The organism is Pseudohaemophilus paraphrohaemolyticus, from assembly GCF_003253115.1.
Taxonomy (GTDB): Bacteria; Pseudomonadota; Gammaproteobacteria; order Enterobacterales; family Pasteurellaceae; genus Haemophilus_A; species Haemophilus_A paraphrohaemolyticus_A.
The window spans coordinates 403,940-417,793 of the sequence record NZ_QEQF01000001.1 but is presented as its reverse complement, the minus strand read 5'-3'; the positions used below and the strand labels follow the sequence as shown (position 1 = coordinate 417,793).

17 protein-coding genes are annotated in these 13,854 nt (G+C 40.5%); 10 read left to right on the top strand and 7 right to left on the bottom strand.

Annotated features, from left to right (window positions below; genetic code table 11):
- Positions 1 to 151: 151 nt before the first annotated feature.
- The 7 genes from DPV92_RS01765 to znuB all read left to right on the top strand — a co-directional run bounded on the left by DPV92_RS01765 (position 152) and on the right by znuB (position 6,995).
- On the top strand, positions 152 to 1,420 hold the full coding sequence (locus DPV92_RS01765) for a malic enzyme-like NAD(P)-binding protein (protein WP_111353386.1): 1,269 nt from the start codon (positions 152 to 154) through the stop codon (positions 1,418 to 1,420).
- Positions 1,421 to 1,608: 188 nt separating this feature from the next.
- Positions 1,609 to 1,896 (top strand): 50S ribosomal protein L25, encoded by a 288-nt coding sequence (gene rplY, locus DPV92_RS01760; RefSeq protein WP_111353385.1) that lies wholly within the window; start codon positions 1,609 to 1,611, stop codon positions 1,894 to 1,896.
- Between the two features lie 204 nt (positions 1,897 to 2,100).
- Positions 2,101 to 3,153, top strand: coding sequence for a rod shape-determining protein (locus DPV92_RS01755; RefSeq protein ID WP_111353384.1), 1,053 nt, complete (start codon positions 2,101 to 2,103; stop codon positions 3,151 to 3,153).
- 89 nt (positions 3,154 to 3,242) lie between these two features.
- Positions 3,243 to 4,307, top strand: a complete 1,065-nt coding sequence (gene mreC, locus DPV92_RS01750) for a rod shape-determining protein MreC (protein WP_111353383.1) — start codon at positions 3,243 to 3,245, stop codon at positions 4,305 to 4,307.
- Positions 4,307 to 4,795, top strand: a complete 489-nt coding sequence (gene mreD / locus DPV92_RS01745; protein ID WP_111353382.1) for a rod shape-determining protein MreD — start codon at positions 4,307 to 4,309, stop codon at positions 4,793 to 4,795. The genes mreC and mreD overlap by 1 nt, the downstream gene beginning before the upstream one ends.
- Positions 4,796 to 4,806: 11 nt before the next feature.
- Positions 4,807 to 6,144 (top strand): replication-associated recombination protein A, encoded by a 1,338-nt coding sequence (locus tag DPV92_RS01740; protein ID WP_111353381.1) that lies wholly within the window; start codon positions 4,807 to 4,809, stop codon positions 6,142 to 6,144.
- 68 nt (positions 6,145 to 6,212) lie between these two features.
- A complete protein-coding gene (znuB, locus tag DPV92_RS01735) occupies positions 6,213 to 6,995 on the top strand; it encodes a zinc ABC transporter permease subunit ZnuB (RefSeq protein ID WP_111353576.1) in 783 nt (260 codons plus the stop codon).
- Positions 6,996 to 7,064: 69 nt separating this feature from the next.
- Here the strand turns inward: znuB and queF are convergent, their stop codons facing one another.
- Positions 7,065 to 7,904, bottom strand: a complete 840-nt coding sequence (gene queF / locus DPV92_RS01730; RefSeq protein ID WP_111353380.1) for an NADPH-dependent 7-cyano-7-deazaguanine reductase QueF — start codon at positions 7,902 to 7,904, stop codon at positions 7,065 to 7,067.
- A gap of 103 nt (positions 7,905 to 8,007) precedes the next feature.
- Between queF and DPV92_RS09900 the strand changes: the two genes are divergently transcribed.
- The gene (locus DPV92_RS09900; RefSeq protein ID WP_225791947.1) at positions 8,008 to 8,208 is read left to right on the top strand and encodes a hypothetical protein; all 201 of its coding nucleotides are present in this window, start codon (positions 8,008 to 8,010) and stop codon (positions 8,206 to 8,208) included.
- Positions 8,209 to 8,218: 10 nt separating this feature from the next.
- The gene (locus tag DPV92_RS09895) at positions 8,219 to 8,383 is read left to right on the top strand and encodes a hypothetical protein (protein WP_225791946.1); all 165 of its coding nucleotides are present in this window, start codon (positions 8,219 to 8,221) and stop codon (positions 8,381 to 8,383) included.
- A 309-nt stretch (positions 8,384 to 8,692) separates the two neighbouring features.
- Here the strand turns inward: DPV92_RS09895 and DPV92_RS01720 are convergent, their stop codons facing one another.
- The 4 genes from DPV92_RS01720 to DPV92_RS01705 are packed head-to-tail and all read right to left on the bottom strand — an operon-like array spanning position 8,693 to position 10,399.
- Positions 8,693 to 9,169 carry a hypothetical protein gene (locus DPV92_RS01720; protein ID WP_111353379.1) on the bottom strand — a complete coding sequence of 159 codons (477 nt, stop codon included), beginning with the start codon at positions 9,167 to 9,169 and terminating at the stop codon, positions 8,693 to 8,695.
- Positions 9,166 to 9,339 (bottom strand): YoaH family protein, encoded by a 174-nt coding sequence (locus tag DPV92_RS01715; RefSeq protein ID WP_111353378.1) that lies wholly within the window; start codon positions 9,337 to 9,339, stop codon positions 9,166 to 9,168. The genes DPV92_RS01720 and DPV92_RS01715 overlap by 4 nt, the downstream gene beginning before the upstream one ends.
- Before the next feature lie 21 nt (positions 9,340 to 9,360).
- A complete protein-coding gene (gene truC / locus DPV92_RS01710; protein ID WP_111353377.1) occupies positions 9,361 to 10,086 on the bottom strand; it encodes a tRNA pseudouridine(65) synthase TruC in 726 nt (241 codons plus the stop codon).
- 1 nt (position 10,087) lies between these two features.
- Positions 10,088 to 10,399 (bottom strand): YqcC family protein, encoded by a 312-nt coding sequence (locus DPV92_RS01705; RefSeq protein ID WP_111353376.1) that lies wholly within the window; start codon positions 10,397 to 10,399, stop codon positions 10,088 to 10,090.
- A 115-nt stretch (positions 10,400 to 10,514) separates the two neighbouring features.
- Between DPV92_RS01705 and trpCF the strand changes: the two genes are divergently transcribed.
- The gene (gene trpCF / locus DPV92_RS01700) at positions 10,515 to 11,921 is read left to right on the top strand and encodes a bifunctional indole-3-glycerol-phosphate synthase TrpC/phosphoribosylanthranilate isomerase TrpF (RefSeq protein ID WP_111353375.1); all 1,407 of its coding nucleotides are present in this window, start codon (positions 10,515 to 10,517) and stop codon (positions 11,919 to 11,921) included.
- A 46-nt stretch (positions 11,922 to 11,967) separates the two neighbouring features.
- Here the strand turns inward: trpCF and DPV92_RS01695 are convergent, their stop codons facing one another.
- Positions 11,968 to 12,378, bottom strand: a complete 411-nt coding sequence (locus DPV92_RS01695) for a DUF2251 domain-containing protein (RefSeq protein ID WP_111353374.1) — start codon at positions 12,376 to 12,378, stop codon at positions 11,968 to 11,970.
- Positions 12,379 to 12,470: 92 nt separating this feature from the next.
- Positions 12,471 to 13,781 carry a phosphopyruvate hydratase gene (gene eno, locus DPV92_RS01690; RefSeq protein WP_111353373.1) on the bottom strand — a complete coding sequence of 437 codons (1,311 nt, stop codon included), beginning with the start codon at positions 13,779 to 13,781 and terminating at the stop codon, positions 12,471 to 12,473.
- Positions 13,782 to 13,854: the final 73 nt, after the last annotated feature.

Genomic DNA, 13,854 nt, shown 5'->3' with positions numbered 1-13,854 from the left:
TATTTCTTAATCAACTAGCGGTGGGATTTTGTAAAAATTTTGCAAAACCTCACCGCTTTTTGTTATCTTATATATCGTATCTGACTTATCTTTCTTAATTCGATAAAAACCTCTACATTCATTCCATAACACAACAAAATAAGGACATAATATGAGCGATTTAAAACAAGAAGCCCTCGATTTTCACGAATTTCCAATCCCAGGTAAAATCTCTGTGACCCCAACCAAAAACCTTGCAACTCAGCACGACTTAGCCCTTGCATACTCACCTGGCGTGGCAGAGCCTTGCTTAGAAATTGAAAAAGATCCTTCTACGGCAAGCCGTTATACTGCTCGGGGTAACTTAGTCGCTGTTATCTCAAATGGTACAGCGGTATTAGGGTTGGGTAATATTGGGGCATTGGCATCAAAACCTGTTATGGAAGGTAAAGGCGTACTTTTCAAAAAATTTGCAGGCATTGATGTTTTCGATATCGAAATCAACGAAACCAATCCTGAAAAATTAGTCGATATTATTGCCTCTCTTGAGCCGACTTTTGGTGGTATCAACCTTGAAGATATTAAAGCACCAGAATGTTTCTACATCGAAAAAACATTACGTGAACGTATGGGCATTCCTGTTTTCCACGATGACCAACACGGCACGGCAATTATCGTGGGTGCTGCTGCATTAAATGGCTTACAAGTAGTAGGCAAAAAAATTGATGAAGTGCGTTTAGTTGTCAATGGTGCGGGTGCATCAGCCATTGCGTGTACCAACTTGCTTCGCTCATTAGGTTTCAAAAAAGAAAACATTACAATGTGTGACTCGAAAGGGGTGATTTTCGAAGGTCGTGGCGATAAAATGGATGAAACCAAACAGTTCTATGCTATTGAAGATAATGGCTGGCGTACCCTTGCAGATGCAATTAAAGGAGCAGATGTGTTCTTAGGTTGCTCAAAAGCAGGGGCATTAAGCCAAGAGATGATCAAAACGATGGCAGATACTCCGTTAATTCTGGCACTTGCGAATCCAGTGCCAGAAACAACTCCTCACGATGCGAAAGCAGTACGTCCAGATGCGGTTGTATGTACTGGTCGTTCAGACTATCCAAACCAAGTAAACAACGTGCTTTGCTTCCCATTCTTATTCCGTGGTGCGTTAGATGTAGGGGCAACCGCAATCAACGAAGAAATGAAAATGGCAGCCGCTCACGCCATCGCAGATTTAGCCAAAGAACCAGTGCCACTTGAAGTGATTTCAAACTATGGTCACTTATCATTCGGTGCGGATTATTTAATCCCAACGCCATTTGATCCGCGTTTAATCGTGCAGGTATCATCAGCGGTTGCGAAAGCTGCAATGGAAAGCGGAGTCGCAACGCGCCCAATTACCGATTGGAATGATTATGCAGAAAGATTGAAAAAATTGACCGTTTAATCTAAATTTTGCAAAAGAGATAGCCGAAAAGCTATCTCTTTCTTCATTTTCAAGCTTGGCATTTAGTCGGAAAGTGTGTAAAATACGTCCCGACTTTTTGTCAATTATTCACGAAAATAGCTGGGTCGCCTGCTATTTTTTATTTTTTAACGGAATGAAAATTCCATTTATTTAAAGAGAATTACACTATGTCATTCAAATTTGAAGCTGAAGTTCGTACAGCGCAAGGTAAGGGTGCGAGCCGCCGCCTGCGTCATGCTGGCCAAGTTCCTGCAATCATCTACGGTGGTAACGCAGAGCCTGTATCAATCGTTTTAAACCATGATAACGTAAACAACGCACAAGCTCATGATGCGTTCTACAACGAAGTTTTAACTATCGTTGTGGCTGGCAAAGAAGAAAAAGTGAAAGTACAAGCGATTCAGCGTCACCCAACTAAACCAAAATTAGTTCACTTGGACTTCAAACGTGCATAATTTAGATGCTCTTATAGTCTAAACGGTTATCCCGAATGCATTATGTATTCGGGATTTTTTTATTTTAATTTACGTTATTTTATCCTGATTATTCGTTTATCCATTGAAACAAATGCCTATTTTTTGCTATATTATAGGGCAATTTTTTGCGACTACCTTAGGTGGTTGCTCTATGTAGGTAGCTATAAATAACGGATTCCGTCTATGTTTAAAAAATTTCTTGGATTATTTTCTAACGATTTATCAATCGATCTTGGTACTGCAAATACTTTAGTTTATGTAAAAGGGCAGGGCATTGTGCTTGATGAGCCTTCTGTAGTGGCGGTGCGTCAAGATAGAATGGGATCGTTAAAAAGCATTGCTGCTGTTGGCTCGGATGCAAAATTGATGCTTGGTCGTACACCTAAAAGCATTCTGGCGATTCGCCCGATGAAAGATGGGGTGATTGCAGATTTTTTTGTAACAGAAAAAATGTTACAGCATTTCATTAAACAAGTGCACAGCAATAATTTTATGCGTCCTAGCCCGCGTGTATTGGTGTGTGTGCCAGCAGGTGCAACGCAGGTTGAACGCCGTGCGATCAAAGAGTCTGCAATTGGTGCAGGTGCTCGTGAAGTTTACTTAATTGAAGAGCCTATGGCGGCAGCAATTGGTGCAGGTTTACCTGTTCACGAAGCAACAGGTTCGATGGTTATTGATATTGGTGGCGGTACAACCGAAGTGGCTGTGCTTTCATTAAACGGTATTGTGTACTCAAGTTCTGTGCGTATTGGAGGCGATAAATTAGATGAAGCGATTGTTGCTTATGTGCGTCGTCATTTCGGTTCAGCGATTGGTGAGGCTACCGCAGAACGTATCAAAAAAGAGATCGCAACAGCGAAAATTGAAAATGATGATGATATTTTAGAGATGGAAGTACACGGTCATAACCTTGCCGAAGGTGCACCACGTACATTCACTTTAAACTCAAAACACGTATTAGAAGCAATCGAACAGCCATTAACAGGTATTGTGGATGCAGTAAAAGCGGTGTTAGAACAATGCCCACCAGAATTAGCCGCAGATATTTTCGAACGTGGTATGGTATTAACGGGCGGTGGTGCTTTATTGAAAAATTTAGACCGCTTGTTATCTGACAGCACAGGCGTAATGGTGGTGACTGCTGAAGAACCATTAACTTGTGTGGCTCGCGGTGGTGGTAAAGCGTTAGATATGATCGATATGCATGGCGGTGATGTTTTCAGCCACGATGAGTAATATCGGCTAATCATTTAAAATAGAAATGGACATCAGTTTGTGTCCATTTTCTATTTAATCCCAACCCTTTTCATTTTATTAGCAACTCTATGAAGCCAATTTTTGCGAAAACACCCTTGTTAGGGGTTCGCCTCTTCTTTGCAATTTGCATTTCAATCACGCTGATTGTGCTCGATGGTCGAAGCAGTGCGATGATCCAAATCCGTAATATGCTCGAAACTGCCGTGAGTGGCTTGTACTATTTTGCCAATACTCCCCGTTCCGTGTTAGATGGCATCAGTGATAATTTTATTGATACCAATAAATTACAGCTTGAAAACAAGGTGTTAAAAGAGCAACTTCGCGAAAAAAACGCCGATTTGTTGTTACTCGATCAGCTAAAAGTTGAAAACCAACGTTTACGTTTGCTGTTAGGCTCGCCATTACGTCAAGATGAATATAAGAAAATCACTGAAGTTTTAACTTCAGAGATGGATGCTTATCGTCAGCAAGTAGTGATTAATCAAGGGCAAAAAAACGGGGCTTATGTTGGGCAGGCGGTAATTGACGAACGCGGTGTTGTGGGACAAGTAATTTCTGTGGGCGAGAATATGAGCCGCGTGTTGCTGATTACCGATATTACTCATGCGGTGCCTGTGCAGGTATTACGTAATGATGTGCGAGGTATTGCAAATGGTACAGGGCATAATGACGAGCTTGTTATCGATAATCTGCCTCGTTCGACTGATATTGTAAAAGGTGATGTGCTTGTTACCTCTGGCTTAGGTGGTCGCTTTCCAGAAGGTTATCCCGTAGCAATTGTAGAAAGTGTAACCAATGATACTAAAAGCCAATTTGCTCGCATTATTGCAAAACCGCTTGCTTCTTTAGACCGCTTGCGTTACTTACTGTTACTTTGGCCAATTAACGATGAAATGCGTAAAGCTCAAGCCCTTTCTCCTAAAGAAGTACGAGAGGTGGTTGAAGAGCGTCGCCGTAGCATTAGTCCAATTGATCGCTTACGTAATTTAACGAATAAGAAAGAGCAGGTTGAAGATAAACCAGAAGAAAAACTAGAAGTGATTGATCAAACGGATGAAGCCTCGGACAATCCGGCAGCTCAACCAGAAGCAGTGCAAGAGCAAGAACATCATACTGAACAAGGGGCGGAATAATGCGACAGCATCCACTTTTTCAAATTATTGTGTTGGCGTTTATTTTTGTAGTCGCCCTTATTTTAGAAATTATGCCTTGGCCTGTTGGGTTACAAGGTTTCCGCCCTTCTTGGCTTATTCTCGTGTTGATTTATTGGGCATTAGCATTGCCTGATAAAGTCAGTGTAGGCACGGCTTTTATGGCAGGGATTATTTGGGATCTGATTTTAGGCTCAGTGCTTGGCGTTCACGCTCTTGTGCTTTCTATAGCAATCTATTTTGTCACAAAACACCATCTTATTTTACGGAATCTATCGCTTTGGCTGCAAGGCGTGATTGTGATTGCTTATATTATCGCTATTCGCATTTTTATCTATTTAATTGGTGTACTTTTACATTCTGCAACGTTTAATAGCCAGGAAATTATTGGTGCTATAATTAGTGGCATACTCTGGCCTTGGGTTTTCTTGCTGATGCGACAAATTCGCCGTCAATTACGTTTACGTTAGAGGAGGGAAAAATGAGCACTCTCTCTTTAGATTTTGCTGAAGATTTTCGACCGCTTTCAGCCCGAATGCGCCCTCGTACACTGGCAGAATATCGTGGACAATCGCATCTAATTGCCGAAGGCAAGCCACTGCAAAAAGCGATTGTAATGCAACGAGCCCATTCAATGATCTTCTGGGGCCCCCCTGGCACGGGTAAAACCACATTAGCAGAGATTATTGCGTATCATCTGAATGCAGAAGTAGAGCGTCTTTCAGCAGTAACATCTGGCATTAAAGAGATCCGTGAAGCCATTGATAAAGCAAAATTAAATCAGCAAACAGGTAGAAGAACGGTGCTGTTTGTGGACGAAGTGCATCGTTTTAATAAAAGCCAACAAGATGCGTTTTTGCCCCATATTGAAGATGGCACGATTATTTTTATTGGTGCAACAACTGAAAATCCATCCTTTGAATTAAATAATGCCTTGCTTTCTCGGGCTCGAATTTACATTCTCAAACCACTTCAAAAGCAAGATATTCTAAGTGTATTAGAGCAAGCTTTGACTGATAAAGAGCGGGGCTTGGGCAGCGAGACTTTTGTATTTGAAGATGAAGTACTTGATTTACTTGCCGATTATGTGAATGGTGATGCTCGTTATGCATTAAATTGCTTAGAGTTAATGTCGGATATGGCGGAAACGACCGCAAAAGGTAAGTTACTCAATAAATCCTTGTTAACAGAAATTCTAGGCGAACGACAAGCCCGTTTTGATAAAGGTGGTGATCGCTATTACGATCTGATTTCAGCCTTGCATAAATCTATTCGAGGCTCTTCGCCTGATGGTGCATTATATTGGTATGCCCGCATTTTAACTGCAGGCGGTGATCCACTTTATGTTGCACGCCGATTATTAGCGATTGCCTCTGAAGATATTGGGAATGCCGATCCACGTGCGATGCAAATTGCGATTAACGCTTGGGATTGCTATACCAGAGTAGGGGCTTATGAAGGGGAGCGTGCCATTGCACAAGCGGTTATTTATTTGGCTGTTGCTCCAAAAAGTAATGCAGTTTATACGGCGTTCAATGAGGCAAAACGTTTGGCAAAAGAGGCGAAAGATTATGATGTACCAGAGCATTTACGTAACGCACCAACACAGTTGATGAAATCACTGGGTTATGGTGATGAATATCGTTATGCTCACAATGAACTGAACGCTTATGCCGCAGGTGAAAATTATTTCCCACCTGAATTGAAGGATACAGCATTCTACTTTCCAACCGAACGTGGAATGGAAAAACAGATCAAAGAAAAAATGGAGTGGCTGAAAGCTCAAGATGCTCAAAGTCCACAGAAACGATATAGATAGTCCAATATAAATAGAGAAAAGCGGTGGGATTTGCAGAAATATTTGCAAATTCAACCGTCTGTAACATTATGCTTGATATTCTACTCCCTGCCTGGCTTGCAGGCTTATTACTCTCACTGATTACCGCACCGCTTGGAGCTTTTGTTGTTTGGCGGAAAATGGCGTATTTTGGCGATACGCTTTCTCACTCGGCACTGCTTGGCGTGGCACTAGGTATCTTTCTTGAGGTTGATCCTTATATTGCTGTGATCGTGATGACAGTTATTCTCGCAATGGCTTTAGTCTGGCTTGAGCACAAAACTAACTACTCAGTCGATACCGTGCTCGGCATTATTGCTCATTGCAGCCTTTCGCTTGGGGTGATTACGATTAGTTTGCTTGATAATGTCCGCGTAGATTTAATGTCTTACCTCTTTGGTGATCTTTTGGCGATCAACTTTAACGATGTTATTTTTATCGGCATTGGTGTCATTGTAATTGGTGGAATTTTAGCCATCTTCTGGTCTAAATTACTTTCTATTACCATTAGCCCAGAATTGGCGCAAGTTGAGGGATTGAATGTTGCTCGTGTGCGATTATTACTGATGCTTCTTACTGCATTAACGATTGCCTTGAGTATGAAATTTGTTGGAGCGTTGATTATCACCTCACTTTTAATCATTCCATCGGCCACGGCAAGACGTTTCGCTCGCATACCAGAAGCAATGGTTATTTATGCCACTGTTTTTAGCATTATTGCGGTCTCTCTCGGACTGCTGCTTTCAGGGATTAAAGATACCCCCGCAGGGCCATCAGTAGTGGTGTGTGCTGGAGTGCTATTTTTGTTAAGTTTATTTAAAAAAGAGACGTAATAAAAATTGTCGCATAGTAGACAAAAAGGCTGATAATATTAAATTATCAGTCTTTCTTTTGCTTATTGATTACTGTCTCGCCATTCTCAAATTCGCAGGAACACTCTCAAAATTAGAACGGAATGGGTTAATATCTAATCCACCGCGCCGAGTATAGCGAGCATAAATGGTAAGTTTTTCAGGTTTTGCGAATTGCATTAAATCTGTAAAAATTCGCTCTACACATTGCTCGTGGAATTCATTGTGTTCACGGAAAGAGACTAAATATCGCAAAAGTTTTTCACGATTTAACTGCTTGCCAATATAATGAATTTGCACACTACCCCAGTCTGGCTGTGAGGTAATCAAGCAATTAGACTTCAACAAGTGGCTAACCAGTGTCTCCTCTACTATTTCGCCTTCTGCAACATTTTCTAAATATTGATTCGAAAATGCGTAGCTGTTGATTTGAATCTCTTGTTCATCAATGCACTTGCCAGCAAAATTCATAATTGGCTGGTTGGTGTAATCAGCTAATTTGTGAATTTTTACCGAAACTTGACCGCTTGCACATTGGCTTAAATCTTTCGTAAGTGTTTGTTCAACCTCTTCGATTGAAGCAAATTTAGTTTGGTTGAAGCTGTTTAAATAGAGTTTAAAGCTCTTTGATTCGATTAAATTTTCGCTTTTAAAATCAATCGCAACATCCGCAATGGCTACTTGTGGCAAGCCGTTTGGATTTAACCACGAAAGTTCATAGCAAGTCCAAACATCTGCTCCTTGATTGAAAGGCTGATCTTCTACAATCCCCAAACCTTCACGATTTAATCGGCGTGGCACGGGTTGCAAAAGTGAAGCATCATATTGGCTTTTGTATTCGGTTTTTTGCCCAAGCTTGAGGGCAGAAAGAGATTTATCTTGGTAGTTCATAATATTTCCTCGCAAAATAGGCGGGAAGTGTAGCATATTTCTGCTTTAAACGAAAAATGAGAAAGCTTATACTAAAGGCAATTTCCAGCAGTCACCTTTTATTATGAAAACTACCTTTCGATTTTATTTTTCACTTATTTATATCGGCATCATCACAGGTTTAATCGGGGTTTGTCTGACCTTTTTATTGCATACTATTCAGCAACTTGCATTTGATTACGGTACAAACGGTGAGCCTCTATCCTTTCTCGAAGGCGTGCAACAAAGCGAGCCTTTACGCCGCTGGCTTGTATTGACCTTCTGAGGTGCAGTTGTTGGCTTTGGCTGGTATGTCGCTCAACGATAGCGATGCGAAACTACTGCTCGCCCGAGCTTCGGGTGCGGGTTTAATCGTGCCTTTTCTAAAATGCACCGAGAAACGCATTATTCCCCTTGCGATTGTGATTTTTAGCTCGATTGGCTTAATTTCCATTTACTAGCCTAAAATTTTGGGCAATGGTAAAGCGGGTAATCAGCTCACTTTTAGCGAGGCGATTTCTTGCTGGAACTGACGCGTGGAAAAGCAGAATTTTTGATGCCATTAACATTAGCTATAGCGTAAGCGATGCTAACGGATAAGCTGTATCAGTCGTTGCAGAAATAATTCAGAAGAAGCGGTAAGAACTGGCATAGTTTTGAGGGATGATCAGCGATGGGAAAATATTTTAGAGTGTAATTATATTGATGAAAAAAGTGGATAAAGTGATTAATTCAACTTTATCCACTTTTTACAGTAATTTTGATAATGTCTATTTTACTACTTCAAATGCAAGGTTTCTAAATACATAGCTACCAATTTGCACTTCCATTCCATATTTACCAATTGGATCTGACTTACCAAATTTCCAACAGCGGGTAATGTTTTCTTTATCTTTTGCAATCACATCACCAACAATTAAGAACTCTTTTTTGTCTTCCGATGCAGTAACACTCATTCTTTCAGAGGCAAAATTGGTTGGTGCTGGAGCATAAAATGCTTCAGCAATGCGTACTCTGCCTGTTAATGGCACATTGAGAGAGCTCCAACAGAGTTGTTGATTTTGACTTCTTGAAATTTGAGTTCCTTTTACAAGGCGAGGTGATTTTGAGCTAACATCATACACATTTAAAACGACTGCAGGCTGACCATTTATTGGATCTTTAGCAGTAGATGTGGTTTCTGTTTTAGGTGCAGCCATTACACTGGCAGAAATAAGTGCTAATGTTGCAATTATCATTTTTTTCATTTGGTTTTCTCCGTTTGATCTAATTGATTTTGTTGATATTTTTCTCTTAACTGTTTCGCAACAATTTGAATTGCTTGCCCCATACTGATGCCTTGTTTTGCAAGTTTCTGGATTTCTTCAACTGCTTCTTGCTGTTGCTCATGCGTTAATGAAAGTAGTGCATTATCCATTTTGTTTCTCTTTTTGTCTAATTAAAAATCAGGAAAATCCCAATTAAAGATCTGAAAAAGCCTTTGCCATTGTTCATCAAGCGGGGCTTTTATCGTAATTTTTTCCGAAGTTTTTGGGTGAATAAAACGCAAAAAATGCGAATGTAACATCAGTCTATTTACGCCAGAATGTTCGCCTAAGGCACGATTTTGATGCAAATCGCCATATTTAGTATCCCCCATAATAGGGTGAAAAAGATGCTTTAAATGGCGTCTTAGCTGATGTTTTCGCCCTGTTCGCGGGAAAAGTTCGACCAATGAATAACGCGTGGTTTGATGCTTACCCACAGGATATGGCATTTCCACCGTTGCTAAACCTTGATAGTCGGTTATCGCTTCTTGTGCTTCTTTTTCTTGAGAAAATTTATCCGCTACTTTATCTAAAATCACTTTGAGCGGATAGTCCACTCTCGCTTGCCCTTGTAAATAACCTCGAACCACTGCTAAATAACCTTTTTCCATTTGATGATTTTCGAATAATTCACACATTGTTTTCGCCATTTCGCTATTCAAAGCAAATAGCAATACGCCTGAAGTAGGGCGATCTAAACGGTGCAGTGGGAAAACGTGCTGACAAATTTGATCCCGTAAGGTTTGCATTGCAAATACCGTTTCTGCTTTGTCTAACCAACTGCGATGCACCAACATTCCTGCAGGCTTGTTAATCGCAATCAGCTCCTCATCGCGATATAAAATCTCTAATTCCATATCAATCTTTTAACAACAACTCAATTTGCAAGACGGGCGAGTGGATTGCCTTTAAGTAGACTTCTTCTTTTAAGGCTTCTTCTAAATAAGGTGTAATAGAAAAATTGCGTGGTAAATCCGCGTCGCTATCTAACAAGGCGTGCATGCGCGGGATAAAAATCCATTGTAGCCATTGAGTTGGTGTGAGCGTTTCAATACAGAAAGGTTGCGGATTTGCTAAAGCTTCTGCAGAAGGTGGCGTGACTTCCCAAATTTCGTGGGTTCGCATTGCAATTTGTAAATCGGTTAAATGTTGTCTAATTTTGGTTTTCATTATCAAAAATCTATTGAATTAAATGCGATATTTTAGGCTATTTTCTTCCTATTTTGGACAGCTTAGAGTAAACTTTTTGTAAAAATCTAATTATGACGAACAACAGAAGGTAAATATGCAAACCAATCAAGCGACTATTCTTCAAAAAATTGTGCAAGATAAAGCGAACTGGGTAGAAAATAAACAAAAAGAATTGCCACTTGAGCAGATTCTGCCACATATCACACCAAGCGATCGCTATTTTTATGCTGAATTAGCAAAAGGTTTGCATAATCAGCCCGCTTATATTTTGGAATGCAAAAAAGCTTCTCCGTCTAAAGGGCTAATTCGTGCTGAATTTGATTTAGATGCGATCGCATGTGTTTACAAAAACTATGCGACAGCGATTTCGGTGTTAACGGATGAGCAATATTTCCAAGGTGATTTCTGCTACATCAACCAAGTCAAGCAGCAAACTACACAGCCAATTTTATGTAAAGATTTTATGATCTCGACATATCAAGTTTACCTAGCTCGTTATTTTAATGCGGATGCGATTTTGCTTATGCTTTCTGTGGTTGATGATGCTACTTACACTGAGCTTGCCAACCTTGCCCATTCGTTGGGAATGGGGGTGTTGACGGAAACCAGCACAGAAGAAGAGTTCGAACGAGCTTTAACACTAGGGGCAAAAATCATTGGCGTGAATAACCGTGATTTACACACACTCACCATTGATATGAACCGCATTGTGCGTTTGGTGGAAAAATACCGCGACCGCATTCCTCCTGACGTTCGTTTAATCTCTGAATCGGGCGTGCACAACCACCTCCAAGTGCAAAAAATCCAGCCTTATGCACACGCTTTTTTAATCGGTAGTAGCTTAATGGGAAGTTCAGATCTAAATAATGCAGTGCGTCAGATTATTTTCGGCGAAAACAAGGTGTGTGGATTAACCCGACCGCAAGATGTGAAAGCCGTTTATCAGCTTGGTGGGCTTTACGGTGGTTTGATTTTTGCCGAAGGTTCACCTCGCCAACTCTCGCTTCGTCAAGCTCAAGAGTTGGTCGTGAATGCCCCCCTTCGCTATGTAGGTGTATTCCAAAATCAAGCGGTTGATTTTGTTGAGAAAATTGCAAAACAGCTTGAACTCTTTGCGGTGCAACTGCACGGCAATGAAGACGAACATTACATCAATAAACTGTATCAAAGTTTGGAAGGCAAAGTCCAAATTTGGAAAGCCATTTCTATTGATCTGAATGCTGAAAATGTGGCAATTGAAGATAACCCGCAAATCAACCGTTTTGTGCTTGATAGCAAGTCGGGCAATCAACAAGGCGGTACAGGCAAAGCCTTTGATTGGTCGCTCATTCCTGAAAATATCAAAGCGAAATCGTTATTAGCCGGTGGCATTAGCTTAGAAAATATCGAGCAAGCACTCCAACAAGGTTGTTTAGGCGTGGATTTAAATTCAGGTGTGGAAAGCAGCAAAGGCGTAAAAGATTTTGCGAAATTGACCGCTTGTTTTGAGAAGATTAAGTAGGTTTAACCTGAATGAGGCATAGTCATTTGACTATGCCTTTTTATGTTTACCCCAACCACTTCTCAACATGCTCGTTGGTGGTTTCTTTATGCACCCATATGCTGTTTAAATTTGGTTGCGGGAATTTGGTGTGGTTGTAACCCACAAACTGATGGAAATCAAACACGGCGTGTGGGTAGCCGTTAATCAATAAAAAGGCTTGGTAGCCATCTTCAGACCAACAAATTTCTAATCGGCGTGGTTCTTTTAGACTGTTTTGGTCAATATCACTTACGTTGTAAACAAACAGACTATCAACAATTGGTTGCTCGGCTTGGTGTAAATCCATCGCATAAAAATAGCCTGTATCGCCATCATCTTCAAACATGACTACTAAATGTTCATGTTGGGTGGAATGTGCTCCATTACGATAGCCTTCACCTAATAATATTTGGTCAGTTAATACGGAATATAACATTCTGTTTTCCTCACAATAGCAAAAAAGATAGAAAAAATGCCACAGAAATCTGTGGCATTTTTTAAGCTAATCAGCTTTAATCAAAGTCTGAATTATGCTTGACCTTTAACCGCTTTTAAGCCAAGGAACGGAGCTGGAGTGCCAGCACGTTCTAATGCTTCTTCGATACGAATTAATTGGTTGTATTTCGCAATACGGTCTGAACGGCTCATAGAACCTGTTTTGATTTGACCTGCTGCTGTACCTACCGCTAAGTCTGCGATAGTTGCATCTTCAGTTTCACCAGAACGGTGTGAGATTACCGCTGTGTAACCTGCATCTTTAGCCATTTTGATTGCTGCTAAAGTTTCAGTTAATGAACCGATTTGGTTGAATTTGATTAAGATTGAGTTTGCGATACCTTTTTCGATACCTTCTTTTAAGATCTTAGTATTAGTTACGAATAAGTCGTCACCAACTAATTGAACTTTGTCACCTAATACTTTAGTTTGGTATGCAAAACCATCCCAGTCTGATTCATCTTGACCATCTTCGATAGAAACGATTGGATACTCTTTTGTTAAGCCTTCAAGGTAGTGAGTGAACTCTTGAGAAGTGAAGGTTTTGCCTTCACCTTTTAACTCGTAGTTGCCAGTTTCTTTGTTGTAGAACTCAGAAGATGCACAGTCCATTGCTAAAGTGACATCTTTACCTAAAACGTAACCTGCTTTTTCAACTGCTTCTTTGATACATGCTAAAGCATCTGCGTTAGATGCAAGGTTAGGTGCAAAACCACCTTCATCACCTACAGCTGTATTTAAACCTTTAGATTTTAATACTTTAGCTAAGTTGTGGAATACTTCAGCACCGATGCGTAATGCTTCACGTAAAGTTTTTGCACCTACTGGTTGAATCATAAATTCTTGGATATCAACGTTGTTATCTGCATGTTCACCACCGTTGATGATGTTCATCATTGGTAATGGCATAGAATAAACGCCTGGAGTGCCATTTAATTCTGCAATATAAGCGTAAAGAGGTAAACCTTTAGATGCTGCTGCTGCTTTAGCCGTTGCTAATGAAACTGCTAAGATTGCGTTTGCACCAAATTTAGATTTGTTTTCTGTACCATCTAAATCGATCATAATTTGGTCGATTTCAGCTTGTGCAGAACCATCTTTACCAACGATAGCGTTCGCAATTTCATTGTTTACTGCTGAAACCGCTTTTAATACGCCTTTACCTAAGAAACGTGATTTATCGCCATCACGTAACTCTAATGCTTCGCGAGAACCAGTTGATGCACCAGATGGAGCTGCTGCAAGACCTACGAAGCCACCTTCTAAGTGAACTTCTGCTTCAACTGTTGGGTTACCACGAGAGTCGATGATTTCACGACCAATTACTTTTACAATTTTAGCCATTGTTGATATTCCTCTAATTGAGATTGAAAAAAGAATAGGGATATAGTAAGGATATTTGCTTAGTTTGTCTTGC

Bases quoted from the DNA above. Each gene is read 5' to 3' on its own strand.
- DPV92_RS01765 (WP_111353386.1), top strand. From the start codon at position 152: ATGAGCGATTTAAAACAAGAAGCCCTCGATTTTCACGAATTTCCAATC.
- rplY (WP_111353385.1), top strand. From the start codon at position 1,609: ATGTCATTCAAATTTGAAGCTGAAGTTCGTACAGCGCAAGGTAAGGGT.
- DPV92_RS01755 (WP_111353384.1), top strand. From the start codon at position 2,101: ATGTTTAAAAAATTTCTTGGATTATTTTCTAACGATTTATCAATCGAT.
- mreC (WP_111353383.1), top strand. From the start codon at position 3,243: ATGAAGCCAATTTTTGCGAAAACACCCTTGTTAGGGGTTCGCCTCTTC.
- mreD (WP_111353382.1), top strand. From the start codon at position 4,307: ATGCGACAGCATCCACTTTTTCAAATTATTGTGTTGGCGTTTATTTTT.
- DPV92_RS01740 (WP_111353381.1), top strand. From the start codon at position 4,807: ATGAGCACTCTCTCTTTAGATTTTGCTGAAGATTTTCGACCGCTTTCA.
- znuB (WP_111353576.1), top strand. From the start codon at position 6,213: ATGCTTGATATTCTACTCCCTGCCTGGCTTGCAGGCTTATTACTCTCA.
- queF (WP_111353380.1), bottom strand. From the start codon at position 7,904: ATGAACTACCAAGATAAATCTCTTTCTGCCCTCAAGCTTGGGCAAAAA.
- DPV92_RS09900 (WP_225791947.1), top strand. From the start codon at position 8,008: ATGAAAACTACCTTTCGATTTTATTTTTCACTTATTTATATCGGCATC.
- DPV92_RS01720 (WP_111353379.1), bottom strand. From the start codon at position 9,169: ATGAAAAAAATGATAATTGCAACATTAGCACTTATTTCTGCCAGTGTA.
- DPV92_RS01715 (WP_111353378.1), bottom strand. From the start codon at position 9,339: ATGGATAATGCACTACTTTCATTAACGCATGAGCAACAGCAAGAAGCA.
- truC (WP_111353377.1), bottom strand. From the start codon at position 10,086: ATGGAATTAGAGATTTTATATCGCGATGAGGAGCTGATTGCGATTAAC.
- DPV92_RS01705 (WP_111353376.1), bottom strand. From the start codon at position 10,399: ATGAAAACCAAAATTAGACAACATTTAACCGATTTACAAATTGCAATG.
- trpCF (WP_111353375.1), top strand. From the start codon at position 10,515: ATGCAAACCAATCAAGCGACTATTCTTCAAAAAATTGTGCAAGATAAA.
- DPV92_RS01695 (WP_111353374.1), bottom strand. From the start codon at position 12,378: ATGTTATATTCCGTATTAACTGACCAAATATTATTAGGTGAAGGCTAT.
- eno (WP_111353373.1), bottom strand. From the start codon at position 13,781: ATGGCTAAAATTGTAAAAGTAATTGGTCGTGAAATCATCGACTCTCGT.